Source organism: Neotabrizicola paludis (assembly GCF_044142105.1).
Lineage (GTDB): Bacteria > Pseudomonadota > Alphaproteobacteria > Rhodobacterales > Rhodobacteraceae > Pseudogemmobacter.
Map to the genome: position 1 here is coordinate 1 of NZ_JBGTYM010000006.1, position 25,886 is coordinate 25,886.

Here is a 25,886-nt window from a genome sequence, read left to right on the forward strand (position 1 = left end):
AAGCGCACCGTATAGGTCGAGTTGCAGACCCGGATCTTCTGCTCAAGACCAGGGCTCAGATCCATCAGCCGAACCGCACGGTTGAACATCAGATCAACCGATTCGCGGAAACTCGGTTCGTTGACGTTCTGGCCCTGTCTTTGCATCGTCGTCATGCGCACTTCCTCCCTCGTGCTGCCGGGCGCTGCGCCAAGGGTGACGCAGGCCGACGCGCGCAGCCTAACGTCAGTCGCGGCCGGTTTCACTGGCAGATCGTCGCTCAGGCCGGTTCCTGCTGCGACTTTTCTTCTTCCCCCCGGTCAGTCTGGCCGCCACGACTGATTCGCCCCCGCCCTGCCCGGAGCGGCCGCCACACGCGCCAGTTGCAGTCCGGCGTTCAACCGTCGCAGATAATTTCGCAGCAAGCCCGCCATCGTTTCCCGATCATGGAAATGTCCGGCCAGCGCCCGCGCAGCGCCACAATTCCGCCTGATCGCAAAGGCTACCTGCCGCTGGATCGGCCCGTCCTGCCAGGGGCGGCACCGGCTTTACCAGTGATCGGGGACAGATCGGCATGATGATGGACATTCTCCGCTTCGGGCTGCAACGGGCGCAGCACAGGACCCGGCGCTTCCGCCGCGACGAGGCCGGGGTCATGGCCCCGCAGATCCTGTTCTTCTTCTTCATGATGATCCTGGTGGGCGGCGTCGCCGTCGACGTGATGCGCTTCGAGACCAAGCGCGTCGCGGTGCAGAACACCATGGACCGCGCCACCCTGGCCGCGGCCAGCCTTGAGCAAAGCCTCAATGGCGAAGACGTGGTGCGCGACTTCTTCACCAAGGCCGGGCTGCAAAGCGAGCTGGACTCGATCAGCGTCGACAAGGGAATGAACTACAAGATCGTCCAGGCCAAGGCGACCGTGAAGTCGGGCAATTACTTCATGTCGCTGATGGAGATCCCCTATCTCGAATCCCAGACCCGCAGCCAGGCCGAACAGCGCGTGACCAATGTGGAAATCGCGCTCGTGCTCGACGTTTCGGGGTCGATGTACAATTCGTTCAGCCGGATCACCAACCTCAAGGCGGCGGCCAAGGATTTCGTCGACACTGTGCTGAGCAAGGACACCGAGAACAAGATCTCGATCGCCATCGTGCCCTATAACGGCCAGGTGAATATCGGACCCGATCTCTATTCCAAGTTCACCAAATCCTACGCTCACAGCTTCGCGGTCACCAGCGGATCGAACCAGGGCATGAGCCAATGCCTGGACCTGCCGACCTCGACCTATGCGAACACCACGCTGTCGCGCAGCACGGCCTATCCGCAGACCCCCTTTGCCGATGCCTGGTCCTCGACCTCGCAATCGACCAGCTACGTGAGCTACACTGACAGTTCCTACGGCAAGCCCACCTACGATTCCGGCCGCGCGCTCTATTCCAATGTCTGGTGCCAGCCGATCGCCGCCAACGTCGTGCGCCCGTTCAACAACAACCGCTCGGTCCTGAAGAACCAGATCGACGGGCTGGTCGCCGTCGGCGCAACCTCGATCGATCTGGGCATGAAATGGGGCGCCTTCCTGGTCGATCCCTCGTCGCAAGGCATCAACAGCGAGTTGGCCGCCGCCGGCAAGGTGCCCAGCTATTTCAGCGCCCGCCCCGCCGCCTATGGCGACCGCGAGACGCTCAAGGTCATCGTCCTGATGACCGATGGCGAGAATTTCGTGCAGGAGCGGTTCAACGACGGCTACCGCACCGGCGATGCCTCGGGCAGCGCGCCCATCGGCTCTTACCCCTCAGGCAGCCCCTATACCTATTCGATCTGGCGCGCGACCGACGGCAACTATTCCGTCTTCCAGAGCAACAAGGTCGACAGCTCGACCTCGACCAAGCTCTGCAACAGCCGCCCGTTCTGGGTGCCGCATCTGGGTGCCTGGCACTCGCGGCCCTGGAATGGCACCACGCCCAGCACCTCGGCCTGCTATTCGCCGACCGGAACCTACACGCTCACCGCACGGCAGACCTGGGAGCAGGTCTTCCAGACCATGCGCGTGCAATATGTCGCCTGGCAGTTCTTCGCGCGCGCCCAGGGCACGACCAGTTCGACCCGAAGCGCCTATTTCAACGCCTGGACCGCAGCCATCAACACCAGCACTGACACAACCACGATGGACACACGCCTGAACACGGTCTGTTCCTCGGCCAAGACCAATGGCGTCCTCGTCTATGGCATCGCCTTCGAAAGCACGACCAACGGCGCCAATGCCATTCGCAACTGCGCGTCGTCGCCCGCGTCGAGCTTCTTCTTCGACGTGTCGGGGCTTGAGATCAAGACGGCCTTCGCATTGATCGCCTCGAACCTGTCGCAACTGAGGCTGACGCAATGATCCTTCCGCCCCTCTCGCGTCTGGGCCAGCGCCTGCGCCGCCTGTGGCGGCGCGAGGACGGCACCGCCACGATCGAATTCGTGATCTTCGTTCCTGTCGTGCTGACCATCTTCATGGCCTCGGTGGAATCGGGCTTCTACATGATCCGCCATGTCATGCTGGAACGCGGCGTCGACCTGGTGATGCGCGATTTCCGCCTGGCGCGTCTTGGTGCGGTCACGCATGACCAGCTTCGCAACCTGATCTGCGACGCGACGCCGATCCTGGGCGATTGCCGGAATATCCTGAAAGTCTCGCTCGAGCCGATCAACACCGCGACCTGGACCATGCCGGCCGCTCCGGCGACCTGCGTCGACCGGGGCGCCTCGATCCAGCCGCCGTCCAACTATTCGACCGGCGGTTCGGGCCAGCTCATGGTGATCCGCGTCTGCGCCGTGCAGGACCCCATCTTCCCCTCGACCGGGATCGGGCTGCAACTGCGTGCCGACAGCAAGGGCGGCTATCAACTGGTCGCCGCTACCGTTTTCGTCAACGAACCTCGGTAAAACAAGAAAAGACGAGGAGAACCGAGCATGTCCTTCTTCAAGCGCCTGCGGAAATTCCGCGATCAGGAAGACGGTCTGGTGATGACCGAGTTCCTGATCATGCTGCCGCTGCTGGTCTGGACCTTCATGGCGCTCTTCATCTACTGGGACGCGTTCCGCACCATCAACCAGTCGCAAAAGGCGTCTTACGCCGTGTCGGATCTCCTGTCGCGGCAAAGCGACATCAATGTCTCGTTCATCGGCGGGATGAAGACGGTGATGCAGTATCTCACCGGCGAGACGGATGTGAAGCTGCGCATCACCTCGATCCAGTGGCTGCAGCCCGAGAACAAATATTACGTCCTCTTCTCGCGCTCGCCGGGCAACCAGCTTCCGGCGCTGTCGGCGGGCGATGTCTGGAACATGCGCTCGCGCATCCCCTTGATGACCAACCGCGATTCCGTGGTGATCGTCGAGGCGGTGGTCGCCTATCGCCCCGCCTTCAACGTCGGCATCCCGGCACATACCTTCGACAATTTCGTGGTGACACGGCCGCGCTCGCCGATCCGCCGCGTCTGCCTGATCGAGCAGCCCTGCCCGACCAACCTGTGATCCCAGCGCTGCGCCGTCGCGGCGACAAGCCCCCCTTGCCCCGCGCCGTGCCGCGCCTTTAGGGTGGCGCGTCCCATCCGAAAAGCGCACCGCCTTGCCCTCCTCTCCCCTCCGATGCCTTTCCCCTCTCGCCGCCTTGCTCCTGTCGCTTGCGGCCTGCGCCCCCCTGCCCGGCGCGACCGCCCTGCCTGCGGCCACGCTCGGCACCCCGCCCGTGCTTCTGCCGCTCGACCAGCTGCTCGCCCGGGCCAATCTGCCCCCCCGCGCGACCGAGACCAGCGCGGCCGCGCTTGACGGCCGCGCCGCCGATCTCCGCCGCCGCACCGGCGCGATCAACTGACCACCCCGCCCAAGTTGCGCCCGCCCGGCCGAACGGCTAACAGGCGGGGCGCAGTCCTTCAGCCGAAAGGTTTTCCCATGCCCGCCGCCCCGCTTCGCCTTGGTCTTGCAGGTCTTGGCACCGTGGGCATCGGTGTGGTGAAGATCTTGGAACGCGAGGCCGACCTTGTCGCCGCCCGCGCCGGACGCCCCGTGGTGATCACCGCCGTCTCGGCCCGCGACAGATCGAAGAACCGCGATGCCGACCTGTCCCGCTTTGCCTGGGAAACCGATCCCGTCGCCCTTGCCAGCCGCGACGATATCGATGTCTTCGTCGAGGTCATGGGCGGCCATGAAGGTCCTGCCCGCGCCGCCACCGAAGCCGCTCTCGCCGCAGGCAAGGACGTGGTCAGCGCCAATAAGGCGCTCCTCGCCCATCACGGCCAGACCCTCGCCACCCAGGCCGAGGCCAAGGGCGCCACGATCCGCTTCGAAGCCGCCGTCGCCGGGGGTATCCCCGTCATCAAGGCGCTGACCGAGGGGCTTGCCGGCAATCGCATCAAGCGCGTCATGGGCGTGATGAACGGCACCTGTAACTATATCCTGACCCGCATGCAGGCCGCCGGCCTGCCCTATGACCAGGTGTTCGAGGAAGCCCGCCAGCTTGGCTATCTCGAGGCCGACCCCAATCTTGATGTCGGGGGCATCGACGCGGGCCACAAGCTCTCGCTCCTCGCCGCCATCGCCTTCGGCACCCAGGTCGCCTTCGACGCGGTCGAACTGGAAGGCATCGGCAATGTCTCGATCGACGACATCCGCCTGGCCGATGAGATGGGCTATCGCATCAAGCTGCTGGGCGTCGCGCAGATGACCGGGCGTGGGCTGGAACAGCGCATGACGCCCTGCCTTGTCCCCACCGAAAGCCCCTTCGGCCCCCTGATGGGCGGCACCAACATGGTCATGCTGGAAGGCGACTCCGTCGGTCAGATCTTCCTGCGCGGCCCCGGTGCGGGCATGGGCCCCACGGCCAGCGCGGTCATGGGCGACGTCATCGACATCGCCCGCGGCATCCGCCTGCCGACCTTCGGCCTGCCGGCCGCCCAGCTCACCAAGCCCGTCCCGGCCCGCTCGGCCGCCGCCGCGCCCTATTACCTGCGCATGACCCTTCTCGACAAACCCGGTGCTCTGGCGAAAATCGCCACCTGCCTTGGCGAAGCGGGCGTCTCGATCGACCAGATGCGCCAGATCAACCAGAAGGGCGACGAGGATGACGATGCCATCGTGCTGATCGTCACCCACAAGGCCACCCCGGCCGATATCTCCGACGCCATGGCGCGTTTTGGCGCGACCGGCGTCCTGGTCGGCGCCCCGGTCGCGATCCGCATCGAAGAGGTCTGAGCCTCGGCTTGACAGCGCCCCCTGCGCGGCCCGACGCTGGCGGTCATTCAACCGCCCGTGAAAGGTCGCCGATGCGTTTCACCCGCGCTGTCCTCGCCAGTCTCCTGCTCCTGGCCGCCCCCGCCCGAGCCGAGGCTCCGGCGGGCCTGGACGATCCCGCCTTCACCCAGCCCTTCCAGCGGCTTCTCACAGCGAATGACACCGACGCCCTCGACGCGCTGCACCAGGCGGCCGAGGCCGGCAATGCTGCCGCGCGCCTTGCGCTTCCCGCCGCGCTCGACTGGCTGCGCCCGCCGCTCAAGGACCGCCGAAAATACCTGACCGTGGGCGGCGCGAAACTGGCCGATGCCGTCGCTGCCGCCGCGCCCCAGGCCGCCGACTGGGCCGGCGGCAATCCCGATTTCGCCAATACCGACGATCTGATCTTGCGCGCCCTGCGCCTCTACGATGCGGGCGAGCACGAAAAAGCCACCGGCTTCCTTCTCACCTGGATCAACCAGACCGGCCCCTGGGCCGCGCTGCCCGAAGGGCTGTTTGATCGCCCGCTGCCCGCGCTGGCCGAATATTTCCTGCTGGCGATGCGCCTGTCGGATCCGACCAATCCCGATCCCGCCGCCGCCCGCGCCCTGACCGTCACCCGGCTCAAGGCCGGAAGCCCCGCGGCCGCCATGGCGCTGGCCCATCTTGCCGGCCTGCATCGCCCCGATGGCCCGACCAATCCCGAAGGCGCAGCCATGATCCCGCAGTTCCTCGCCGATGCGGGCCTGTCCCCTGCCGAGGGCGAGGCCCGCCTTGACGCCGCCCTGCCCGCCTTGAAACTGATCCAGGGCCGCGAGATGCCGGATGCGGAAACCGCGCTGGCCGCGACCGATTACCTGGCGGCGACCCCAGACCTCGCGCCCCTGCGCGCCGCCTGCGCCGCCGCCTGCCCGCAAAGCAGCGGCACCTGCACCGCGGCGGCGCTTCTGGCCTATGGCTTCCCGCAGGGCCGCGGCGGCATTGCCCAGCCCTTCACCGCGCTGATTGCCGCCGATGCCTTCTGGGCGACGCCGCGCGGGATAGATCTGCTTCTCGTCCGCCCGCTGCGCGACGCTTCCCCGGCCCAGGCCGCAAGCCCGCCCATGTTGGCCGCCATCGCGCTGGACGCCTGTTTCGCCGCCACGACCGGCAGCAGCCTGCCGTGATGCCCTTCCCAAGACCCGCCGTTAGCGACACCAGCCTTGCCGCAACAGGCCCCGCCCGCTAAGGCTCTGCCCGACCGCATTTTTAAGGATCCCCCCATGGCCGATGCCATCGAATTCCAGGACCGCCTTCTTTCCCTCGGCCTTGCCCGCGTTTCCGAAGCCGCCGCCATCGCCTCGGCCAACCTGATCGGGCGCGGCGATGAAAAGGCGGCCGACCAGGCCGCCGTCAACGCCATGCGCGATCAGCTGAACCTCCTCGACATCCAGGGCGTCGTCGTCATCGGCGAGGGCGAGCGCGACGAGGCGCCGATGCTGTATATCGGCGAAGAGGTCGGCACCGGCAAAGGCCCGGCCATGGACATCGCGCTCGACCCGCTGGAGGGCACCACGCTGACCGCCAAGGACATGCCCAATGCCCTGACCGTCATCGCCATGGCGCCGCGCGGCACGCTTCTGCACGCGCCCGATGTCTATATGGAAAAGCTCGCCATCGGCCCCGGCTTCAAGACCGGCGTCGTCACCATGGCCATGACCCCCTCCGAACGCGTCTCGGCCCTGGCCGCCGCCAAGGGCGTCTCGACCGAGAACATCACCGTCTGCGTCCTCGAACGCCCCCGCCATGAAGAGATGATCGCCGAGATCCGCTCCACCGGCGCTGCGATCCGCCTGATCACCGATGGCGACGTGGCGGGCGTGATGCATTGCGCCGAGCCGGAAGTGACAGGCATCGACATGTATATGGGCTCGGGCGGCGCGCCCGAAGGTGTCCTCGCCGCCGCCGCGCTGAAATGCATGGGCGGCCAGTTCTTCGGCAAGCTCCTCTTCCGCAACGAGGATGAACGCGCCCGCGCCAAGAAGGCCGGCATCGCCAATCTCGACCGCGTCTATACCCGCGACGATCTGGTCAAGGGCGACGTGATCTTCGCCGCGACCGGGGTGACCAATGGCTCGCTTCTGGCCGGCCTCAAGCGCGAACCCGGCTGGGTCACCACCGAGACGATCTTGATGCGGTCGAAAACCGGCTCGGTCCGCCGCGTCACCTATCGCAGCCCGCTCCGCTAGGCGCGCAACCGCGCCGCGCGGAAACGGGCCGCCGCTTCATCTTGGCAAACTGCTCCGGGGGGCTGGCCCCTCCGGCGATCCGTCGTGGCAGAGCCCGGTCAGTCGTTAAGCAATCCTTAACGCGCCACAAGCAACCCATTGATCTTTATGGACTCACCCGGATGTCCCTGCATGGGACATCCGCTTTCCCCTTGCGCTTCGCGCCCCGATGCGCCACCCCTAGCCCATGTCCGAGGCCGCCTTTCTCCAGGTTGAAACCTCCCTGACCGGCCGGCGCTGGCGCGGCCCCGATGCCGCATCCGACCGTCTGGCCGAAGCCATGGTCCAGCAGACCCGCCTGCCCCTGCCGCTGGCCCGCGTCCTCGTCGCCCGCGGCGTCGCGCCGTCCGACGCTGCCGCCTTCCTCGCGCCCACGCTCAAGGATCTGCTCCCCGACCCGCGTTCCCTGCGCGACATGGAAAAGGCCGCCGTAAGGCTGATCCGCGCCCTTCAGGCGCGCGAGGCCATCGCCGTCTTCGCCGATTACGATGTCGATGGCGGCGCCTCGGCGGCCCTGCTTCTCACCTGGCTGCGGGCGATGGGCCATCAGGCGACGCTCTATATTCCCGACCGCATCGACGAGGGCTACGGCCCCAATGTCCCCGCCATGCAGGCGCTGGCCCGCAATCATTCCCTGATCCTCTGCGTCGATTGCGGCACGCTTTCGCATGAACCGGTCGCCGCCGCCGCCCCAGCCGACGTCGTGATCCTCGACCACCACCTCGCCCTCCCCGACCTTCCCGCCGCCCATGCGGTGGTGAACCCCAACCGCCAGGACGAAGACGGCAGCCTTGTCCATCTCTGCGCCGCCTCGGTGGTCTTCCTTATGCTGGTCGAGGCCAACCGCCAGCTGCGCACCCAGGGCACGCAAGGCCCCGACCTCATGGCGCTTCTCGACCTCGTGGCGCTGGCCACCGTCGCCGATGTCGCCGCCCTCACCGGCGTCAACCGCGCCTTCGTGCGCCAGGGCCTCAAGGTCATGGCCCGGCGCGAACGGCCCGGCCTGCGCGCGCTGTCGGATGTGTCGCGCATGGACACCGCCCCAACCGCCTATTCGCTGGGCTTCCTCCTCGGCCCCCGCATCAATGCGGGCGGCCGCATCGGCCAGGCCGATCTCGGTGCCCGCCTGCTGGCCACCGCCGATGACCGCGAGGCGCAGGCCATTGCCGAACGGCTTGACCAGTTGAACACCGAACGCCGCGAGATCACCGAACGGGTGCGCGAGGAAGCCCTCGCCCAGGCCGAGGCGCGCGGCATCGACGGCCCCCTGGTCTGGGCCGCGGGCGAAGGCTGGCACCCGGGCGTCGTCGGCATCGTCGCCGCCCGGCTGAAAGAGGCCACGGGCCGCCCCGCCGTGGTGATCGGGCTGGAAGGCGGCTTGGGCAAGGGGTCGGGCCGCTCGGTCGCCGGGGTGGACCTTGGCGCCGCCGTACAGCATGTCGCCGCCGAGGGGCTGTTGCTCAAGGGCGGCGGCCACAAGATGGCCGCAGGCCTGACGGTGGCGCAAGACCGGCTTGAGGCCGCGATGGACCGTCTCGCCGCCCTTCTCGCCCGCCAGGGCGCCGGCAGCGAGGCGCCGCAGGATCTGCGCATCGACAGCCTGCTTCTGCCCGAGGCCGCGACGCTGGCGCTGGCCGAACAGATCGCCCAGGCCGGACCCTTCGGTGCCGCCGCGCCGGCGCCGCGATTCGCGATCCCCAACGCCATCTTCACCGCGCGGCGATTCGGCGAGACCCATCTCCGTCTCGCCCTCGCTACGCCCTCGGGCGGGCTGACCGAGGCCGTAGCCTTCGGCGCCTTCGACAGCGCGCTTGGCCCGGCCCTCGAGACCCCCGGCCACCGCGCGTTTCACCTTGCCGGTAAGCTTGAAATCAACACCTGGGGCGGCCGCACAAGGGTGCAGTTGCGCCTTGACGATGCGTCGCCAGCCTAAGGTGAATTTTTCCTCTTGCGCTCCCCCTGCGCCCCGATTAGACACCGCCCACCGACAGCGTGGCCCGTTCGTCTATCGGTTAGGACACCAGGTTTTCAACCTGGGAAGAGGGGTTCGACTCCCCTACGGGCTGCCACTTACTTGCTGTAACTTGTTGATTTTATTCCGAAATCGGACAAACGGCAAAACTCTACCCCCGCTCTACCCACAGCAAAATCGCCCTGAAAACCGGCCTCTCTGGCGCTGGATCGGGCCGGAAGCGATCACGCGAACGTGAACCTGAACGGATGCTTGAGGACGCCCCGCTTTCGTCGCATGTTTCCAATAAAGCTTGATCGGGTGCGCCATGGCAATTGAATCCCTTTACTGGAAAGAAGAACTTTCCCGCATCGCCAAAGCTATCCGCCCGGTTGCCAAGCCGAAGCGATGGTCGGAACGTGCAGTTTGCACCGTAGAACGGGACGTGATGATCGGCTTCTTCATCGTTCGCCGAATGATCGAACTGCACAAAGTGTCATCGGCCATCGCCGACATGAAGCTTGATGTGTTCGGCACGCCAGTTCTAAAGAATATCAATAAAATGAATCGTTTTTCGCTGGAAGAAAACTACGACTGGCAGGCAGAGAAGGCCGAACAAAAGCCCGCGACCTACATCTGCAACCAAAGTATTCACGCCTACCTTAGCTTCGTGTTCCGTGGAACAGATAGAAATTGGTCAGATTTGATTGTCGTGTCCGACTACGACCGCAACAAGACTGTTTGGCGCATCCCTTTCGCGACTATCATCGCCTTGCTCGAAGCGACCTCGAAAGATTGGCCGCAGACAACGCACATGGTCTATGATGAAGCACGGAACGATTACATAGTCACAACGAACTAAAAAGACCCCGGCGCATCGCTGCAACCGGGGCCTATCGCCGGGTCACTACTCCGACTGCCAGACAGGGCGAAAGGAATTAAGCCCCTGTCCGATCCTTATTCAGCCGCTTCGGCGGGCGGCACGGCGAAGGGGGCTTCGGCATCGACAAAGGTTTCCCGTGCCTTGTTCGACTGCGCCGTGTCATAGGCAGCGGCTTTCAGCTTCGCCATGCCTGCCTCAATCTTCGACGCTTCGGCCCCCACTTCGACCGCGTGAACCATCGCGGCGGCATCGTCGGGCGCGAACTCGACAACGGCGGTCTGGATCAACTGCGACCAGCGATCATCCGTCAGGCCCGAGTTGAAGGCCGGGGCCGCGTTCAGGGCTGCGGCAATATCCCGGTTCGACTTCACTAAGCGCGACGCTTCAACGGGCCATGACGGATCGGCCTTCGCAGCCATGTCGCGGAAGATGGCACGGGTTTCGGCATACAAAGCGGTCTTGTCGGGATCGGCGGCGATAGGCGCGAAAGCACGGTCGCGGGCCGCTGCGGCGTCTTTGTCTGCCTTGTCGCGAATATACGCAATATCTTTGGCGACGTGTTCGGCCAAGCGGTCGTAGATTTGGCGCGAAGCCTCATGCTGCATCGGAACAGTCTTCGTCACATCGGACGCGATACGGCTGATACGCTTGATCGCATCTTTGACGGCCCAATCGACGCGGTTCGCCGCCGCCGCGATGGACGTTTCGACTTCGTTCTGGGCGTATTTCCAGAAGTGAACCTTGAACCCGATTGTCGGGGTCAGCATCATGTCAAGAAATTCGGCATAAGCGGGGTTCAGATATTTGGGCATGATTTAGACTTTCCATTTCTGCCCGGTTGAAATCTCGACTTGCCATTCGGTTCCGCTGGCGTCGGTTTCATACCGGAATTTCAGGGGCTTCGCGCCGGGCGCAAGTTGATCGGTAAAGCCCGCAGGTGCAGGCGACGTGTCCTTGCCATTCGTATTCCCTTCATCATCAATTTGCGCGTCGTAATCTATCAGATCGCGAAGCAACTTCGATTGTTGATTACGTGCATAAATTTCGAATCCGCCCGGCGGTTCAGGCCAAATCAAGTGACCGGGGTTCGCCGGGTCTTCGATCATCTGCATGTATGGCCCGCCGACAACGCAAATGACCTTCGGCAGATCGTTCATCTTTCGCTTCGCCTCAAGCTTGGCAATACGCGATGCAAGGATGCGGCTCATTCGCTCGCCTCAAGCGCGGCAATACGTTCGGCCAAATCCGTATCAACGAAAGAACGGGAAATCAGCGCAACCACGTTCACAAGGCGGCTGCAATCTTCGATCTTCAATTTGCCGTTCCGCGCTTCGCGATAAAGCTTCGTCATTTCAAGGCGACAGTCGATCACCGATGCAAGCCGAACCCGCTTCTGCGGTTCAGCAGGGGGAAGGGGGGTATTGGCAGAAGGCCATACCGAACTTGCGTTTGCCATGATTGCACCGTGCAGATTTGAGCATGTAAGGGCGGCTTAATGATATGCTATCAGGGATAGGCTTAATATCGAAATCCGGTCAATCCCAAATCGCCAACTCTGCCGGAATTGACGCACCCCATCCAATATCTTGCCGCACCTTTACTTTGCGGCGATGCCTTTCGGCTGACTTCCTACCCCGTTCTATTTGGATTACGTCTAATACTTCGCCGATGTTTTCGATCTTATTCTTTCGGCGCTTCCAATCCTTATTTTCGGAAATGATACGACGCTGCATTTCGATGATGTCTTCGACTAAAAGCGGCGCACCGCGATAGGCGTTTCGAATTCGTTCTTCGCTGAATGCTTCATTGCTCATTTTCATCATGCCCACATTATTCAGCCCGCAGGCTCGATTTATCCCCATCCCCGCAGCGCCCATAGGAAGCCCGTGCAGCGCCCATCCCCATCTAGGCCACCATGCACCACCCCAAGCCGTGCCATGCCCTGCCCGTGGCCCGCTGGCGCAGCGCCCCGCGCCTATGCCTGCCCTGCCTCTGCCAGAAGGTCGGCCCTTGAGTTAACACCCAAAGCCCGCCACATGGCCTGCCTCTCTTCCCGCATGTGATCTTCGATTGATTGTCCGGGTTTCAGCCAGCCAGACCGGCCTTGATGAAACTGATGCGGCATGATCTTCGCGACGCGGTTCAGGGCGTGAACTTCGGCCATACGGGGAACTTCGCGTTCGTAAGTTTCGGACTTCACTTTGCGGTGCCGCTCCATTTCGTTCAGGTATCGCGTGAACGTGATGCTTGGCGCTTCTTCGTAAAACTCTTGCCCAAGGGCGCGGGTATAGTCGTTGGCGCGAAACAAAATTTCGCGATCAATTGACAGCAAGGCGTTCAGCTTGAGGAACGATTGACTGCAAAGCGGCTTCAACGCTTCGACAATCGACGGGATGGAACTGGAAAGAATACTCCATACCGGGGCGTTGCGAACACGACGCCTGTAAGCCTCAAACACCGACCATTCCCTATGAACCCATTCGCTAAGAACGTCGGTCAAAAGATGATCCGAAGTCGCAGCGGTCGGAAGTTCTTTGCTTCGGTCGATAAGTCGGTGGCAAAGCAGGAAGTCAAACCCGCCCGGCTGTTCGGTCGCCATAGCGATGAAGTCTTCGGCTACTAGCGGGTATCCGGTTGCAGTCATTTCGTGGTTCCCTTCAATAGTGGGTAGATTGTGGGTGGACAGATCACGAAGCTTTATTCGTGTTATATTTCAATGTGGATCGGTAGCGGTCTGCGCTGCCATGATGCCCACAGGTATCTGTCGCACACTGTCCCTTGTGCGGGTGGGGCGGAAATGTTGTCCGACCTGTCCCTATTAAAGAGGATAGGGGAACCCCCCATACCATTCGTGTGCGCAAGGAACAGTCGGTGACAGTTAGGGTTCGGGCGGGTTGAAGTGTCACACATTGTCGCCGCCCTTGCCGAACAGCGACCGCAGTTCAGCCTTCGCCTTGTTCCTGCGGTCAATTTCCGCCCGCGCCCGGCCTTCGAAAAGGACATGCACTTGCGGGTTAACGATGTGCTTCGTTGAATCGCGACGCGGCCCTTGAACACTTTCAATCCAACCCAAAGCGGAAAGCTGTTCAAACAGCGGACGGATTTCGTCGTTCTTCAAGCTGCGCAAGGCACGGTCGCCGCGCTGAACCGTTCGCGCGTCAATTTCCTGCAACTTGTGGGCAACGATATACATGGCAAGGTCTTGCAGCCGGTCCCATTCCGACGAAAGCCCGAGGACATTCTGATAAAACGCGGCGGCATGTGGCAGCAAAAATTCGTGCATGAAGCGAAGCACTCGAAGCGCAACAGCTTCTTCAATTCTGCCAATACGCTGAAAATCGGGCGGGCATCCGTTCAGGGTGTTTCCCAAGTGGTCAACGACATGAAACACGACACAAAGACGGGCAAAGATGCCGTCATATTTCCCGATGTGTGATGCCAACTTCGGCGAAACGCTTTCAATTGCTTGAAGTTCATTGTGCCTAATTTCGGCACGGCGCTGAACAGCCTGCGCTTCACGGGTGAATTCTAGCGGCGCGGAAAGGAACCCGAAACCGTAGCACCCTTCGATTAGCTGGGAATACCAGTCGTCCAATCCTTGCGGCGACGGTTCTGCGCTTGTGACAGTTGCAGGTGGCAGGATGACCGGCAAGAACCGCTGCAAAAGGCCGTCGTCGGCGGTGTTCGCTGCGACCTTTCGTATCGCCTCGGGCTGGATAGCGCCGATCATCGAAACTGACCAGTTCTGCACAACCCGTGTGCCTCGCTTGATCCGATCAACGACATATTCGCCGCCGTCGTAGGCTTTCAGCCATGCGGCGCGGTCGGCACCGGCGCTGTTGCCGTAACGCTCAAGTCCCGCGAACCAGCCGCTAAGTTCGTCCTGCTTCGACAGAACACCGTTCAGGCTATCGGCTAGCGTATCTTGCATAGCTTCTACGGTCGTATCTTCGATCCGCGCCCGCGTCTTGGCTGGTGGCTTCCGTGTCTTCCGTTCGTCCGGTGGAAGGGCGTCGTATTCGTCCTTCTTACGCAGGTATTCACGCACAAGTCGGGCGTCGATCCGTGCCAGCGGTTCGGTTGCCGCATTGATTTGGGGCGTCTTCTTCGAAGACGGCGGGCCGACTAACACACCCCAAATCCGCGCCGCTTCTTCCCAAGAACTGCCCGGCTTCACCCTGACCCTGATCTTGTCGGGGGTCGCGGCGGCACAAGTGACCAGAGCGGCAACCGCCAGCCCGGCAGCATCGCACCCAAGTTCCTTCCCCTTGGCGTTCGCCCACCATTCGATGAATTCGGGCAAAACACCTGTGGGCACAGAAGGCGGCTGCAACTGCCCGAACAGGTCAACGGGCTGCGACGCGGCCAGCTTTTCGCGCCCTGCTTCGATCAACCCTGCGGAATCGACAAACTCAAAGTCGCGATCCGCCGCTTTGTCGATCATGTCTTCAAGGTAGCCGTCGCGATCAGCCTTTGCCCGCTGACCCAAGCCGGATGCCCGGAACACGCGCATTACTTGCGCGATATTTCGGGAATAGAACCAAAGCATATCGACAAGCGCGAAGTCAGCTTCCGACTGCGACGAATACATGACTTGCCAGTTGCCTGCCCAAAGATCGGCAAATTTCTGGCCATTCGATGCAGCCTTTCCGCGTTCGTAGATTTCTTCGTCGCCAGCGCGTTCCGGCTGTTCAAAGGTAGCCGCGACGCTGGCCGAAAACCGCTTTGCGAAATTGGCAGCGACGAACTGGTTCAACAGATCGCGACGTTCGGCGATTGGCCGGGGCGCACCGAACGCCTGTCCGGTCACGGTGACGAACCGGCTTTCCGAATAGGCTTCGACAGCCGACACGCTGTTCTTGCGCCCCCGACCGCCGGGCATTTCGCCTTCAATCCACACATGCAGGCCGGTGCCGCTCGGGCTGACCTCTGTGTAGCTGGCAAACCGCTGAACGACTTCCTGCGCCAAGGGCGACAGCACCCCGTCGGGGTCGATACAGCCGTCAAGGTCGATGCAGGCGAACCGATCCTGCCCCGACAGCACATAGCCGATGCCCACAGCCCCCGTGACCCCGCAAGCCTGATCGAAGCTGCCCCATGTGGTCGGATCATCAACGCTGGCCCTTTGCCCGGTGCGCGGATTCTGCGGCACCTTGCGCGGCTTCGGTTCGTCGGGCATCTGTTCGAAGCGCCACGCAACCCACTGGGGCCGATCTGTAAGTTCTCGCGGGATACTCTGCGACTGCATATTCGGGCCTGTATGGGTAGAAAATGGGTGGAATATTCGGCGATTGATATTCGCCGTTTTCTTTCAATTACTTGAGTTGAATTAATCGCAGCCCGCACGGCTGCCATAAGCTTCCGCGATCAAGGTGGCGATTTCTTCGACAGTTTCGCGCAACCATTCCAGCGCCATGCTGTCTGGATCGGCGGGTTCGCGGCGGAACCAAGCGGTGCAGTTCGTTCCGTCCGGTGCCCCCTTCGGCCTGCCGGGATGAAACTGTTCGACAGCGGCGGCATTCAGAAGAAAACCGGCCCCGGTGCGGGCGTTCGTCACTCGAATGAACATGGTCAAGCACACCGCTTGCGGGCGTCGGTCAGTTCGATGACCAAAGCGCGAATAAGGTCTTCCGTCTTCCCGGCGATCCGCGCAGCGCACATGGCGTTCACTTCGGACGCGGGCCACGCGCTTGAATTGGTGCCAAGCTTGATCGGACGGGGGAACAAGCCCTTTGCCATCGCCTCATAGAGCGTCGGGCGGGCCATGCCGGTGACGGCGCAAACGTCGGGGGTGCGCATCAGCGCGTTCGGCACCAGAGCCGCAGGGCTGAATGCACGGTCGGGGCTGCCATAGTCGGCAACAGGGGGCGCAGGGTTTGTCATATCGCTATCCTCACAAATCCCGGCGTGTCTGCCGGTCGTCTTGCGAGGCTAGCTGCAAATAGGGCTGCCGGTCGAAGCTGAACAAAAAACCACTTAGATTAAGCTATTGTGAACGCTTCGATATTTCTGCGATCAATCGCGATCTGAAATAGCGGCCATCTTCGGTCATACCTTGCGAGTATTCTTCGAAGAACCGTTCGACCGTGATAGAAACATTCGTTTCGGCGGTCGCAATGTGCCAATCGGCTGCCTTCGCGACGACCGCCGCTTTATGTGTTTGGCGTGGCCTGTTTCGCTTGCCGGTCGCCCGTTTGTCCTTGGCACCTTCCGGCCTGCCGCCTTTATCCGGGTTGTGCGCCCTGTGCAGAACGTCTTCGGGAACTTCCGGGACCATAGTCCATTTAGCCATCACGCCACCCCCGCCCGCAGCGAAACGACGGTCGAAGCGGCGTTACCGCGACAGAACGCGCTGAACCGTTCCATCATATCGCGGCGCTGTTCGACAAGATCAGTGCGACGATACCGCTGTTCGACTTCGTTACCTACACGGTGCGCCAGCGCGATTTCGGATTGAATGTTGTCGATACCGGCTTCCGTCGCCCAATCCTTGAAGGTCGAACGCAGGCCGTGCGGCACGGCGGGGCGCGGCTGCGGTTCTTCGGCGGGGTCTTCGGGCTGCGTCAGAACATGCGGGTCAATCCAGCCCTTGCCGTCCTTCTTCGCCTTGGCTTCGTGCATCCGCTTCATAACAGCGGAAATGGTCATGTCGGACATGACGCCGCCACGCGGGGCCGGGAAGACCAGCGCCTTTGGGTTCTTGTGGTCGGCATCATAGTTCGGAAGCGACTTCAAAAGCGCGACCGCAGCTTCGGACAGCGGCACCGAATGCGGCTTCTTCATCTTCATGCGGGCTGCGGGGATCGTGAAGACCTTTGCGGCGAAATCCAATTCACCCCATGTCGCGCCGCGCACTTCGCCCGACCGGCTGGCGCACAACACAGCGAATTCCAGCGCCCGCGCTGCCATGCCGTCACGCTGGCGAAGATCGGCGAACCATGTGGGCATGTCGCCCTGTTGAATGGCTGGATGGTTCTGCGCTTCGGCCTTCTTCTGGTTCCCGATCCAGACTTCAAGCGCCTTCACCGATGCCGGGTTGTCGTGCTGGCGGCATCCTTCGTCCATCGCCCATGCGAAGACGCTTTCCATGCGACCGCGAACACGGCGGGCGGTGTCGGTCTTCGTGGCCCAAATCGGCTTCAACACGTCCTTCACGTCGTCAATGGTCAGGGTGCCCACATCCTTCGTCCCCATCTTGGGAATGGCGTGAAGGTCAAGGCTGGCTCGCCATTGCTTGCGGTGCTTATCGCTGCGGAAGTCTTCGATCTTGCCCGACTTCATGTATTCGTCCAGCGCGTCGGCGAAGGTGACGACCTTCGGCGCGTCCGGCGCGACCTTTGCCGCCAGCCTTTCCGCGATGGGATCACGGCCAGCTTCGACAAGCTGTCGCAGTTCAGCGGCCCGCAGCCGGGCATCCTTGAGCGTCAGGCCCATCACGGGTTCGTCGGGGTCTTTGCGGGGCTTCGCGAACGGCCCAAGGCCCATGCTGCGGGTCTTGCCGTGCAGGGTGAACCTGAATTCCCATGACCGCGACAGAACGCCCTTCCAGTCGGTCACTTGTAGGAACAGCCCGCCGCCATCGGCAAGCCTGCCCCGCGCCTTCTGCGCATCAATGTCCTTCGCCGTCAGCCGGTATATCTGCGCCATCGCCGCACCCTCTACCCATTTTCCACCCACATAATCTGGCAGAAAGGGGCAGACTGGACAAGACAGGTGCAGACGCGACAATCCAGCAAGCAACTGGAAACAATGGTTACTTCAGACAGCCACAGACGCTTGCAGACACTATGAGGGAAGCCCTACGGGCTGCCACTTTCCCTCGCAATTTAATGATTTAGCTGCTGAATTTCCAGCGCGCAAAATCCTGCTGCAAAAGAACCGCCGCGAAGGTGCTCGTGCTTTCTGCGGCGCCGGAAGCGGCACAGCTTCACGGTCATGACGAGCGGCAGGCGGCAGGTATGACGCGACAGGCGATCAGCGTCAGGTCTGTGCCATGATCGCCCCCCGCCGCCTCCCAGGCTTGGGCCGCACCCGCCAAGTCGCGCCAGCACTCCCGATCCATGAGGCGCCGGGCGCCCCGAGTCACCCCCGCCCCGCGATCCTGGTTAATCCTGCGGCCGACACCCGAAGAGAAGACCATCGGAAGACCCTTGGAAGACGGCTGGAAGACACGCGGAATCCGCCGGAACCCATGGGTTAATCCGGCGTTCCCAAAGGCTTGCCGCGCGACTCAGCCCCTTGGCAGGCGCCGCGACAGTTTCCCGTCGGTCCGGGCAGAAACCAGCGCCAGCTCGATCAGCCGGGACAGTTGCGCCGCGCCGTCGACATAGCCAAGACGCCCTGCCCGCAGCGCGACGCCCCGGGCGAAATCCGGCGCCAGCGCCCGCCTCACCGCCGCCTCGGCCCGCGGCGCATCCTCGCGCGTCAGGCACAGACCCAGCCCCGCCGATTGCGCCCAGGCGGCCCGCAGATGCTGGTCATCCATGATGCCGTGCCGGTTCGGCACATAGATCGCGGGCACCCCGCCATAGGCGCATTCGTGAAAGCTGTTATAGCCGGGCGCGACCACCATCAGATCCAGCGCGCGGCTGAGCGGATAGAGCGGAAAGACCGCGCGCGACGCCGGATCGCCGGGCATCGGCGCCCGCGCCGGGGCAAGCGGATTGGCGATCTCGATCACCTGCACCTCCTGCTGTGCCAGCGCCGCCAGCACGGCCCTGCGCACCGGCTCCATGTCGTAATTGCGCCCTGATCCCAGCTGCACCGCCGCCACCCGCCGCCCGGGATCGACGCCCAGCGCCACCGCCGCAGCGTCCCGCGCAAGTCTTTGATCCGGGTTGCAAACCAGAACCGGACCGACCCGCGCCACATCTGGCGCGCCCATGGTCGGCCCACCATCTTCGGCCCCGGCCAGTTCGGCAGGCTCGATCACCAGACGGAAGGCGGGCGCATAGCGCGGATCCAGCCGGTGATGCGGTTGCCACAAGGCCCGGCGCAGCCAGAACCAATGCACGTCCGGTCGCATCGGCATGAGCTGCAAGAGGCCCGGATAGACATCGTTGGAATCGAAGACCACCATCCGCGCGCCGGTCGCCGCCAGCGCATTCTCGGTCTCGACCGCGAAGGCCTCGTTCCAGCTTTCCACCGTCACGCCCGAGCGGGTGGAGCTTTCGATGTAATCGGCGCTGAACCCCTGCTGGCGCAGAAGATGCGTGCCCAGCGAACGGGTCAGGAAGATCGGCTCGATCCAATCGGGCAACCGCCGCGCGATGGCCATCAGCCTGGTGACATGGCCCAGCCCGATGCCATTGCCGCAGACCAGAAGCAGGCGCTGGCGCGCGGGCGGCCGCACGAAATGCCACGGGCTTTGCAAGGGAAGCGGCGGGGCGGCGACCGGCAGCGCCTGCCCAGTGGCGAGGCGGTCGGGCAGGCGCAGCGCCTTGCGCAGGGCGGCCTGCCGGTCGGCAAAACGCGCTAGCCCGTGATGCGCCTCGATCCATGCCCGCGCCGCGCGGGACTGGGCAAGATAGGCCTCCGGATCGGCGCGCAGCCGCTCGATCAGGGTGAGCACATCCTGCGGCGCGGCATAAAGGGCGCCGGGGCCGAAACTGGGACGCAGGGCCGGTGGCAAGAGGCAGACAAGACCGGTCGCCATGGCCTCGGCCGGAGCCATGCCAAAGGCCTCCACCCAGTCGGGGTGATGGTGATAGACATAGAAATCAAGGCCATGCAGGAACCGGGCCAAACCCGTTTCGCGAAAGGGCAGAACACGCCAATTTGCAGGCAGCGCCATGCCTTCGGGCAGATGCACCCCGCCCAGGATGCGCACTTCGACATCGGCCCGGTCGGGCCAGACGGCGCGGATCACCTCGGGATCTTCGGGCCATTTCAGCCGGTCCGCGCGCGCGTGACGGCCAATGACGACGGGGCCGTCCCGACCCGGCGGTGGGCGGTCGCGCAGCGGCCAGTCGCGCAGGTCAAGCAGGTTGGGCAGATCCTCCGGCAGCAGGGTCTGTTCCGGCTGATCCAGCAGCGCCAGCTGCGCCCGTACCAGCGGCCCGACCGGGGCGAGCCAGGCCTGCTGCAGAAAAAGCCGATCCAGCACCGCCAGCACGGCGCCGGGGTCATATTGCTGCCGCCCGGCGCCATCGAGCGGCGGCTGGTGCAGGACCAGCACCACGCGGTCCGGCCGCAGGGCCAGCGCCCGGTCCGGCATGTGCCGGAAGACCTGCGGATGGTGGCAGAACAGGATCTCGCAGCGCGCCTCGGTCTCGGGCGCAAGGATCGGCACGCCAAGCGCTTCGCAAAGCGCCTCAAGCCGCGGATCGGCGGTCAGCGTATAGGGCGCCTCGGGGCCGAGCAGTGGCAAAAGGGCTATGCGCTGCCCGGCAGCGACCGCCGCAGCCAGCTCTCCTCGCAGGGCGCTTGACGTGCCGCCGCGATAGCGCAGGTCGCAGGCATGGACACAATCGAAGACGGGCAGGTCCGACGCCATGATCAGGTCTTCCCCGCGATCGGTGTCATCCTGCTATCCCGTCGGCTCCGGCTTCTCCGGTTATTGGTAGATTCGCTGTCCCAAGGCCGGGGTAACCGGAACGACGGGTTTCTTGATCACCGGCGCCACAACGGGTTTCTTGAGCTTGGCCGTCGCCCGCGCGACATAGCAGCCCTGCGGATAATTGTTCAGATAGGCGCGATAGGCCTTGGCCGTGCCCTTCTTGACCGTCGCATCCCAGAAGCTCTGTTCTTCATGACTGACGAAACAACCGTCCTTGGTCACATAAGTTGGCACGCAGGCGGCGAGCGCTGTGGCCCAAATCAGCGGCGCTGATTTCTTCATCGCGGCACCTCCTGGAAAATGTCTGTCAAAACAAGGGTCACGAGCGACAAATCCGCCCGTGAAAATATTAACGCCAGCCTAGCACCGTTGCCTACCCTGTCAATCCCGACCCCGCGAAGAGGATTGACATCACGCCCGCCTGCCCAAGAATAACCCTTGGGGTCCCCGCAGCATTCCAGGGGCCCGACCGGGCCTTTTGCCCCGGAATTTGCCGAAGGACATTTCATGCAAAGCCTCGCGATTGCCCTATCATGGCGCAGGGTTCGGACCGCTTTCTGCGCCGCCTTCTGCCTTGTGCTGCTGCCAGCATCGGCTTTCGCCGAGGGCCGGGTGGCGGTGGTCGTCGGCAATTCGACCTATGCAGGCGCACCGCTGGACAACCCCGCCAATGACGCGCGGCTGATCGCCCAGACGCTGACCGAGCTGGGCTTCGACACCTCGCTCTATCTCGACGTGACCAAGGCGCAGATGCCGCTTCTTCTGGACCGCATCTCCGAGACCATGGCGACCGCGGATGTCGGCCTGTTCTATTACGCGGGCCATGGGCTGCAATATCGCAACGAGAACCTGCTTCTGCCGGTCGATACCAACCTGACCTCGGTCAAGGGCATCGCGACTGCGGGCCTGCCGATGTCTTCGGTGCTCGATCGCGTCACCGCCAGCGGCAAGGGCATCCGCATCGTCGTGCTCGATGCGTGCCGCACGGTGCTGGCGGGCACGGGCGAGGGCGACCTGAAATCCGGCTTCAGCTTCATCGAGGCGCCTTCGGGCGAGGTTCTGATCGCCTTTTCCACCGGCGCGGGCGAAGTGGCGCAGGATTCCGACGCCACCGGCAGCGGCAACAGCCCCTATTCGCTGGCGCTGGCCAATGCGCTGCAACAAAGCGGCGCCGATCTGTATGACGTCTTCCGCACCGTGCGCCGATCGGTCCGCTCCTCCTCGGGCGGCACGCAGATCCCCTGGATCACCGGCTCGATCGAGACCAAGCTGATCCTGCGCCCCGATCTTGCGGCGCCGCTTGCCGGTCCGGCCCCCGCAACCGGCCCCGCCCGCGTCACCACCGCCTCGGGCGAGGTGCTGACGCTGGACCGCGTGCTGTGGGAATATCTGCAATCTTCCGGCGACCCCGCCGATTTCCAACGCTTTACCGAAGTCTTCCCCGACAGCCCCTATGCCGAGGCAGCCAAGGCACGCGCGGTGCAGGAATTGGCGTCCGGCACGCCGGATAAGGAAACCGTCACCCGCGACGGCATCATGCTGACACCCGGCGCCATCGTGACCGAGATCGGCCCCAGCCTGCCAGGATCAGAGGCCGAGGGTCGGTCCTCGCCGCTTCTCGACCAGTCGGGCGAATATGTGATGCGCGACAGTTTCCGCACCTGGCCGCTGAGCTACCCGCAGACCCAGGCCGGACTGGGCGCCCAGGCCAATGCCTGCGACGAGGAAGCCGCCGATCCCCTGGATGCAGCCAAGCTTACGCCGGGCGTATCGCTGTCGCGGATGAACCTGCGCCGCGCCCTGCGCGCCTGCGCCTTCGCGCTGGCCGAGGCGCCCGACAGCCCGCGCCTTCTGTTCCAGTTCGGCCGGGTGCTGGATCAGGCCCGCCGGTATGACTGGGCCAACGCCTATTACGATGCCGCGATCACCGGCGGCTATGCCGCCGCCATGGTCAACCGCGGCTTCAACGCCCGCATGGGCCGCGGGCAAGAGCGCGACTTCGCGCTGGCTTTCGCGCTGTATATGCGGGCCGCCGGCATGGGCAATCTGCGCGCCCGCACCAATGTGGGCACCGCCTACCGCCTGGGCGAAGGCGTCGACAAGAACCCGGAAGAGGGCGTGCTGTGGTATCGGCTTGCGGCCTCGATGGGCTGGCCGCATGCCACCACGGCGCTTGGCGATGCCTACAGGAACGGCACCGGTGTCGAGAAGGATCCGCTTGAGGCCGCTGCCCTGTACCGCGCCGCCGCAAACCAGGGCCAGACCACGGCGATGGCCAACCTGGGCCGCGCCTATCTGGACGGCGAGGGGGTGGAACAAGACGTGAAAGCCGGGCTCGACTGGCTGGAGCGCGCTCGCGAAATGGGCAATGGCTATGCGCCGCTTTACGGCGGGCGCTTTTACCTGAAGGGCGGTGGCGGTATCGCCGCAGATCCGCAGAAGGCGCTGGAATTGTTCCAGGATTCCACGCGGCGCGGGCTGGCGCAAGCCTATCTCGACCTGGCCTGGGGCTGGCGCGACGGCCGTTTCGGCCGCAAGCCCGATCTGGAAGAAGCCTTCCGCAACGCCCTTTTCGCCCAAGAAGGCAAGGTCAAGGGCGCCGAGGATCTGGTCAAGGATCTGGCGGCGCAACTGCCCAAGGGCCGTGAAGCCGCACTGCGCGCAGAAGTGAAAACCTTCATTGACCAGAACGGGATCTGACCGGAATGCCAGAAGACCCCATGCAGGACAACATCCTGACCGAGGAGGCCGTCGCGGAGCCCGCCGCCGAGGCGGAGTCACTGCCGCAATCCGACGCGATCCTTCTTGTCGATCTGGACGGCGGGTCGCGCCCGCGCTGCCTCATCTCGGCCCTGGGTCCTGGCCTGCCCGCGCGCGAGGCCCTGCTGGCAGGTGTGGCGCAAAGCCTCTGGGACGAGGGCAAGCGCCCGGTGATCTGTGCAACCGGCCTGTCGCTGCCCTTCCTTGCCGATGCACCCGTCGCCATCGAGCTTCTGCCCACACGCGCGGACCTGCGCCTGCTTGCGGCGGCGGAATATGAAAGCTACCTGCGCCGCCGCTACGAGGTGGTGCTGGCAAAATGGGCGGTGACCGAGGAGATCACGCTGGGCGAGGAATTCGAGGATTTTCTCGCCCGCGAGGCGGCGCTGCCGGTCTGACTCACACGTTGCCATCCGAGCAATGCCGGCCCACCCATCTTCTGTTCTCAAATACCCTGGGGGTTCGGGGGCAAAGCCCCCGAGGGCGCCACAAACGCCCCCCAGTACCAGTCTGGCCTCAGCTCATCGCCTGGAACTCGACCCGGCGGTTGTCGGCCGCCTTGGGATTGGTCTTGTCGAACAGGAACCGCTCGCCCAGGCCCATGGCCTGCAAGCGCGCCTCGTCAATGCCGCAATCGCTGACCAACCGCCGCTTCACCTCTTGGGCGCGCAGGAGCGAGAGCTTCTCGTTATACTCGTCCGAGCCTGCGGAATCCGTATGGCCCATGATGCGGAAAAGCTTGATGTCGCTGGCCTTGATGACGCGGCACATCTGCTCGATCACCGGCACCTGATCGGATTTGATCGAGGCGGAATCATAATCGAAGGTGATCCGCACATTGACCTGCAACTCTTCGGGCAGGATGCCGACCTGGGTCGGGTCGATGGGCGAATCCGGGTTGGCGGCCAGGATCAGGTCGGGATTGTCACCCGCCTTGACCGGATCGACCTCGGCCTCGGTCAGGGTGACGCCACTCGTCTCGTCCGTGGTGGTACTGCCCATCTCCGGCCCGTCGGTCGCGGCGACGACCGGGCCGGTCTCGCCGCCCGCTTCGGTCGCGCCGTCCGTGGCCGGTGTTCCACCATCGGCCACTGCCGTTCCTTCAGCCGCGCCTGCGGCCGCCGTGCCTTCGGTACCACCCAAATCCTCGACCGAGACGATTTCCAACCCGCGCGTCTTGCCCTTGCCGGTCTTGACGGCGGTATAGGCATCGCGCTGGATCAGGAAGCGCTGCAGGATTTCCTCGTCGGTCAGGCTTTCGGCCCGTGCGATCTGGGTCGTGGCGAATAGCCCGCAAACGGCGGCAAGAAGCACGGCATGACGCATGATTTCATCCAAATTTTTGCTGTTAAACGCGCAACCATGCTATGCTAGCCTGACCTTGTTTTCAATCTCCGCCATTGTTCCGGGCTCTTCGCCATGCATCACGTTTTCCTTACGCCGCCGCCTTCCGCGCTCCGGCGGGCCCAGGGTGCATGATGCAGCCGACCACCATACTTCCCCGCCCCGGCGCCGGGCCCCTGCCCGTTCCGAAGGGCGCGGGGCTTACCCATCGCGGTCGTGTGCGGACACAGAATGAAGATGCGATTCTGGCCGATCCCTCGCATGTTCTCTGGGCCGTGGCCGATGGCATGGGCGGGCATGAGGGCGGGGCCGTCGCCGCCGATCTGGTGATCGACGCGCTGGCCGCGATCGGGGATCAGGCCGATCCGCCCGAGGCGCTGGAAGACGCCATCGAACGCGCCAATACCATCGTCCGCATCGCCGCCCGTGAACGCGGCGCGCAGGTGATGGGGGCGACGGTCGTGGCCCTGTTCATCGCCCAGGGCGTGGCGCATGTGGCTTGGGCAGGGGACAGTCGCGCCTATCTGCTGCGCGGCCAGCGCCTGCGGATGCTGACCCATGACCACACGGTCGTGCAGGGCATGGTCGACCGCGGCGAGATCGGCAGTGACGAGGCCGAAGGTCACCCGGAAGCCCATATCATCACCCGCGCCGTGGGCGCCGCGCCCGAGATCGAGGTGGACCATGCCGCCGTGCCGCTGATCCTGGGCGACCGGCTGATGCTTTGTTCAGACGGGCTGCCGCGCTGCCTGTATGAATCCGCGATCGAGACGATCCTGTCGCAGGGCGGCCATGCCCAGGCGACCTGCGAGGCGCTGGTCCTGCGCGCGCTCGAGGAAGGCGCGCCCGACAATGTCTCGGTCGTGGTCGTCGATCTGGTGGCGGGCTGAC

At 64.0% G+C, this 25,886-nt stretch carries 25 protein-coding genes and 1 tRNA gene; 13 read left to right on the top strand and 13 right to left on the bottom strand.

All coding sequences use genetic code 11. The annotated features are described in order from the left end of the window. Positions 1-556 precede the first annotated feature (556 nt). From ACED67_RS13460 to ACED67_RS13505, 10 genes are all read left to right on the top strand, one after another. Entirely contained in the window at positions 557-2,362 is a 1,806-nt protein-coding gene (locus tag ACED67_RS13460) for a TadE/TadG family type IV pilus assembly protein (RefSeq protein ID WP_395542184.1), read from the top strand. Beyond that, complete coding sequence (locus ACED67_RS13465) at positions 2,359-2,907, top strand: TadE/TadG family type IV pilus assembly protein (protein WP_395542185.1); 549 nt, start codon at positions 2,359-2,361, stop codon at positions 2,905-2,907. The genes ACED67_RS13460 and ACED67_RS13465 overlap by 4 nt, the downstream gene beginning before the upstream one ends. Before the next feature lie 27 nt (positions 2,908-2,934). Then, the gene (locus tag ACED67_RS13470; protein ID WP_395542186.1) at positions 2,935-3,498 is read left to right on the top strand and encodes a TadE/TadG family type IV pilus assembly protein; all 564 of its coding nucleotides are present in this window, start codon (positions 2,935-2,937) and stop codon (positions 3,496-3,498) included. A 94-nt stretch (positions 3,499-3,592) separates the two neighbouring features. Beyond that, on the top strand, positions 3,593-3,838 hold the full coding sequence (locus ACED67_RS13475; protein ID WP_395542187.1) for a hypothetical protein: 246 nt from the start codon (positions 3,593-3,595) through the stop codon (positions 3,836-3,838). Positions 3,839-3,915: 77 nt separating this feature from the next. Further along, positions 3,916-5,214: a homoserine dehydrogenase gene (locus tag ACED67_RS13480; RefSeq protein WP_395542188.1), complete on the top strand. Its 1,299-nt coding sequence runs from the start codon at positions 3,916-3,918 to the stop codon at positions 5,212-5,214. A 71-nt stretch (positions 5,215-5,285) separates the two neighbouring features. Further along, positions 5,286-6,398, top strand: coding sequence for a hypothetical protein (locus tag ACED67_RS13485; protein ID WP_395542189.1), 1,113 nt, complete (start codon positions 5,286-5,288; stop codon positions 6,396-6,398). Positions 6,399-6,494: 96 nt separating this feature from the next. After that, positions 6,495-7,460 (top strand): class II fructose-bisphosphatase, encoded by a 966-nt coding sequence (glpX, locus tag ACED67_RS13490; protein WP_395542190.1) that lies wholly within the window; start codon positions 6,495-6,497, stop codon positions 7,458-7,460. Between the two features lie 226 nt (positions 7,461-7,686). Further along, positions 7,687-9,432, top strand: a complete 1,746-nt coding sequence (recJ, locus tag ACED67_RS13495; protein WP_395542191.1) for a single-stranded-DNA-specific exonuclease RecJ — start codon at positions 7,687-7,689, stop codon at positions 9,430-9,432. A 61-nt stretch (positions 9,433-9,493) separates the two neighbouring features. Beyond that, positions 9,494-9,568 (top strand) — tRNA-Glu (locus ACED67_RS13500). A 210-nt stretch (positions 9,569-9,778) separates the two neighbouring features. After that, entirely contained in the window at positions 9,779-10,312 is a 534-nt protein-coding gene (locus tag ACED67_RS13505) for a hypothetical protein (protein ID WP_395542192.1), read from the top strand. 95 nt (positions 10,313-10,407) lie between these two features. Here the strand turns inward: ACED67_RS13505 and ACED67_RS13510 are convergent, their stop codons facing one another. From ACED67_RS13510 to ACED67_RS13565, 12 genes are all read right to left on the bottom strand, one after another. Beyond that, on the bottom strand, positions 10,408-11,145 hold the full coding sequence (locus ACED67_RS13510; protein WP_395542193.1) for a hypothetical protein: 738 nt from the start codon (positions 11,143-11,145) through the stop codon (positions 10,408-10,410). Between the two features lie 3 nt (positions 11,146-11,148). Then, positions 11,149-11,541 (bottom strand): hypothetical protein, encoded by a 393-nt coding sequence (locus ACED67_RS13515; protein ID WP_395542194.1) that lies wholly within the window; start codon positions 11,539-11,541, stop codon positions 11,149-11,151. Next, positions 11,538-11,789 carry a hypothetical protein gene (locus ACED67_RS13520; RefSeq protein ID WP_395542195.1) on the bottom strand — a complete coding sequence of 84 codons (252 nt, stop codon included), beginning with the start codon at positions 11,787-11,789 and terminating at the stop codon, positions 11,538-11,540. Before ACED67_RS13520 ends, ACED67_RS13515 begins: the two co-directional genes overlap by 4 nt. Positions 11,790-11,868: 79 nt before the next feature. Beyond that, entirely contained in the window at positions 11,869-12,156 is a 288-nt protein-coding gene (locus ACED67_RS13525; protein ID WP_395542196.1) for a hypothetical protein, read from the bottom strand. A 152-nt stretch (positions 12,157-12,308) separates the two neighbouring features. Then, positions 12,309-12,977 carry a hypothetical protein gene (locus ACED67_RS13530; protein ID WP_395542197.1) on the bottom strand — a complete coding sequence of 223 codons (669 nt, stop codon included), beginning with the start codon at positions 12,975-12,977 and terminating at the stop codon, positions 12,309-12,311. A gap of 258 nt (positions 12,978-13,235) precedes the next feature. Next, a complete protein-coding gene (locus tag ACED67_RS13535) occupies positions 13,236-15,512 on the bottom strand; it encodes a phage NrS-1 polymerase family protein (RefSeq protein WP_395542198.1) in 2,277 nt (758 codons plus the stop codon). A 150-nt stretch (positions 15,513-15,662) separates the two neighbouring features. Further along, positions 15,663-15,908 carry a hypothetical protein gene (locus tag ACED67_RS13540; protein WP_395542199.1) on the bottom strand — a complete coding sequence of 82 codons (246 nt, stop codon included), beginning with the start codon at positions 15,906-15,908 and terminating at the stop codon, positions 15,663-15,665. Further along, on the bottom strand, positions 15,905-16,216 hold the full coding sequence (locus ACED67_RS13545; protein WP_395542200.1) for a helix-turn-helix transcriptional regulator: 312 nt from the start codon (positions 16,214-16,216) through the stop codon (positions 15,905-15,907). The genes ACED67_RS13540 and ACED67_RS13545 overlap by 4 nt, the downstream gene beginning before the upstream one ends. 103 nt (positions 16,217-16,319) lie before the next feature. Continuing rightward, positions 16,320-16,625, bottom strand: a complete 306-nt coding sequence (locus ACED67_RS13550; protein ID WP_395542201.1) for a hypothetical protein — start codon at positions 16,623-16,625, stop codon at positions 16,320-16,322. Next, on the bottom strand, positions 16,625-17,980 hold the full coding sequence (locus ACED67_RS13555; RefSeq protein WP_395542202.1) for a tyrosine-type recombinase/integrase: 1,356 nt from the start codon (positions 17,978-17,980) through the stop codon (positions 16,625-16,627). Before ACED67_RS13555 ends, ACED67_RS13550 begins: the two co-directional genes overlap by 1 nt. 583 nt (positions 17,981-18,563) lie before the next feature. Further along, the gene (locus tag ACED67_RS13560) at positions 18,564-20,828 is read right to left on the bottom strand and encodes a glycosyltransferase (protein WP_395542203.1); all 2,265 of its coding nucleotides are present in this window, start codon (positions 20,826-20,828) and stop codon (positions 18,564-18,566) included. Between the two features lie 60 nt (positions 20,829-20,888). Continuing rightward, entirely contained in the window at positions 20,889-21,173 is a 285-nt protein-coding gene (locus ACED67_RS13565; protein WP_395542204.1) for a hypothetical protein, read from the bottom strand. A 225-nt stretch (positions 21,174-21,398) separates the two neighbouring features. Between ACED67_RS13565 and ACED67_RS13570 the strand changes: the two genes are divergently transcribed. Both ACED67_RS13570 and ACED67_RS13575 read left to right on the top strand, forming a co-directional pair. Beyond that, entirely contained in the window at positions 21,399-23,591 is a 2,193-nt protein-coding gene (locus ACED67_RS13570; protein ID WP_395542205.1) for a caspase family protein, read from the top strand. 5 nt (positions 23,592-23,596) lie between these two features. After that, the gene (locus ACED67_RS13575) at positions 23,597-24,049 is read left to right on the top strand and encodes a hypothetical protein (RefSeq protein ID WP_395542206.1); all 453 of its coding nucleotides are present in this window, start codon (positions 23,597-23,599) and stop codon (positions 24,047-24,049) included. 118 nt (positions 24,050-24,167) lie between these two features. Here the strand turns inward: ACED67_RS13575 and ACED67_RS13580 are convergent, their stop codons facing one another. Continuing rightward, on the bottom strand, positions 24,168-24,977 hold the full coding sequence (locus tag ACED67_RS13580; RefSeq protein ID WP_395542207.1) for an OmpA family protein: 810 nt from the start codon (positions 24,975-24,977) through the stop codon (positions 24,168-24,170). 152 nt (positions 24,978-25,129) lie between these two features. On the opposite strand from ACED67_RS13580, the gene ACED67_RS13585 reads away from it, so the two are divergent. Continuing rightward, entirely contained in the window at positions 25,130-25,885 is a 756-nt protein-coding gene (locus ACED67_RS13585; protein ID WP_395542208.1) for a PP2C family protein-serine/threonine phosphatase, read from the top strand. Position 25,886 lies beyond the last annotated feature (1 nt).

What these genes read in the sequence shown, in the direction of transcription:
- ACED67_RS13515 (WP_395542194.1), bottom strand. Translation starts at nt 11,541, where the DNA reads ATGAGCCGCATCCTTGCATCGCGTATTGCCAAGCTTGAGGCGAAGCGA.
- ACED67_RS13510 (WP_395542193.1), bottom strand. Translation starts at nt 11,145, where the DNA reads ATGCCCAAATATCTGAACCCCGCTTATGCCGAATTTCTTGACATGATG.
- ACED67_RS13560 (WP_395542203.1), bottom strand. Translation starts at nt 20,828, where the DNA reads ATGGCGTCGGACCTGCCCGTCTTCGATTGTGTCCATGCCTGCGACCTG.
- ACED67_RS13465 (WP_395542185.1), top strand. Translation starts at nt 2,359, where the DNA reads ATGATCCTTCCGCCCCTCTCGCGTCTGGGCCAGCGCCTGCGCCGCCTG.
- ACED67_RS13555 (WP_395542202.1), bottom strand. Translation starts at nt 17,980, where the DNA reads ATGGCGCAGATATACCGGCTGACGGCGAAGGACATTGATGCGCAGAAG.
- ACED67_RS13565 (WP_395542204.1), bottom strand. Translation starts at nt 21,173, where the DNA reads ATGAAGAAATCAGCGCCGCTGATTTGGGCCACAGCGCTCGCCGCCTGC.
- ACED67_RS13570 (WP_395542205.1), top strand. Translation starts at nt 21,399, where the DNA reads ATGCAAAGCCTCGCGATTGCCCTATCATGGCGCAGGGTTCGGACCGCT.
- ACED67_RS13460 (WP_395542184.1), top strand. Translation starts at nt 557, where the DNA reads ATGATGGACATTCTCCGCTTCGGGCTGCAACGGGCGCAGCACAGGACC.
- ACED67_RS13470 (WP_395542186.1), top strand. Translation starts at nt 2,935, where the DNA reads ATGTCCTTCTTCAAGCGCCTGCGGAAATTCCGCGATCAGGAAGACGGT.
- ACED67_RS13485 (WP_395542189.1), top strand. Translation starts at nt 5,286, where the DNA reads ATGCGTTTCACCCGCGCTGTCCTCGCCAGTCTCCTGCTCCTGGCCGCC.
- ACED67_RS13550 (WP_395542201.1), bottom strand. Translation starts at nt 16,625, where the DNA reads ATGGCTAAATGGACTATGGTCCCGGAAGTTCCCGAAGACGTTCTGCAC.
- ACED67_RS13545 (WP_395542200.1), bottom strand. Translation starts at nt 16,216, where the DNA reads ATGACAAACCCTGCGCCCCCTGTTGCCGACTATGGCAGCCCCGACCGT.
- ACED67_RS13575 (WP_395542206.1), top strand. Translation starts at nt 23,597, where the DNA reads ATGCCAGAAGACCCCATGCAGGACAACATCCTGACCGAGGAGGCCGTC.
- ACED67_RS13505 (WP_395542192.1), top strand. Translation starts at nt 9,779, where the DNA reads ATGGCAATTGAATCCCTTTACTGGAAAGAAGAACTTTCCCGCATCGCC.
- ACED67_RS13480 (WP_395542188.1), top strand. Translation starts at nt 3,916, where the DNA reads ATGCCCGCCGCCCCGCTTCGCCTTGGTCTTGCAGGTCTTGGCACCGTG.
- recJ (WP_395542191.1), top strand. Translation starts at nt 7,687, where the DNA reads ATGTCCGAGGCCGCCTTTCTCCAGGTTGAAACCTCCCTGACCGGCCGG.
- ACED67_RS13530 (WP_395542197.1), bottom strand. Translation starts at nt 12,977, where the DNA reads ATGACTGCAACCGGATACCCGCTAGTAGCCGAAGACTTCATCGCTATG.
- glpX (WP_395542190.1), top strand. Translation starts at nt 6,495, where the DNA reads ATGGCCGATGCCATCGAATTCCAGGACCGCCTTCTTTCCCTCGGCCTT.
- ACED67_RS13585 (WP_395542208.1), top strand. Translation starts at nt 25,130, where the DNA reads ATGCAGCCGACCACCATACTTCCCCGCCCCGGCGCCGGGCCCCTGCCC.
- ACED67_RS13525 (WP_395542196.1), bottom strand. Translation starts at nt 12,156, where the DNA reads ATGATGAAAATGAGCAATGAAGCATTCAGCGAAGAACGAATTCGAAAC.
- ACED67_RS13580 (WP_395542207.1), bottom strand. Translation starts at nt 24,977, where the DNA reads ATGCGTCATGCCGTGCTTCTTGCCGCCGTTTGCGGGCTATTCGCCACG.
- ACED67_RS13535 (WP_395542198.1), bottom strand. Translation starts at nt 15,512, where the DNA reads ATGCCCGACGAACCGAAGCCGCGCAAGGTGCCGCAGAATCCGCGCACC.
- ACED67_RS13520 (WP_395542195.1), bottom strand. Translation starts at nt 11,789, where the DNA reads ATGGCAAACGCAAGTTCGGTATGGCCTTCTGCCAATACCCCCCTTCCC.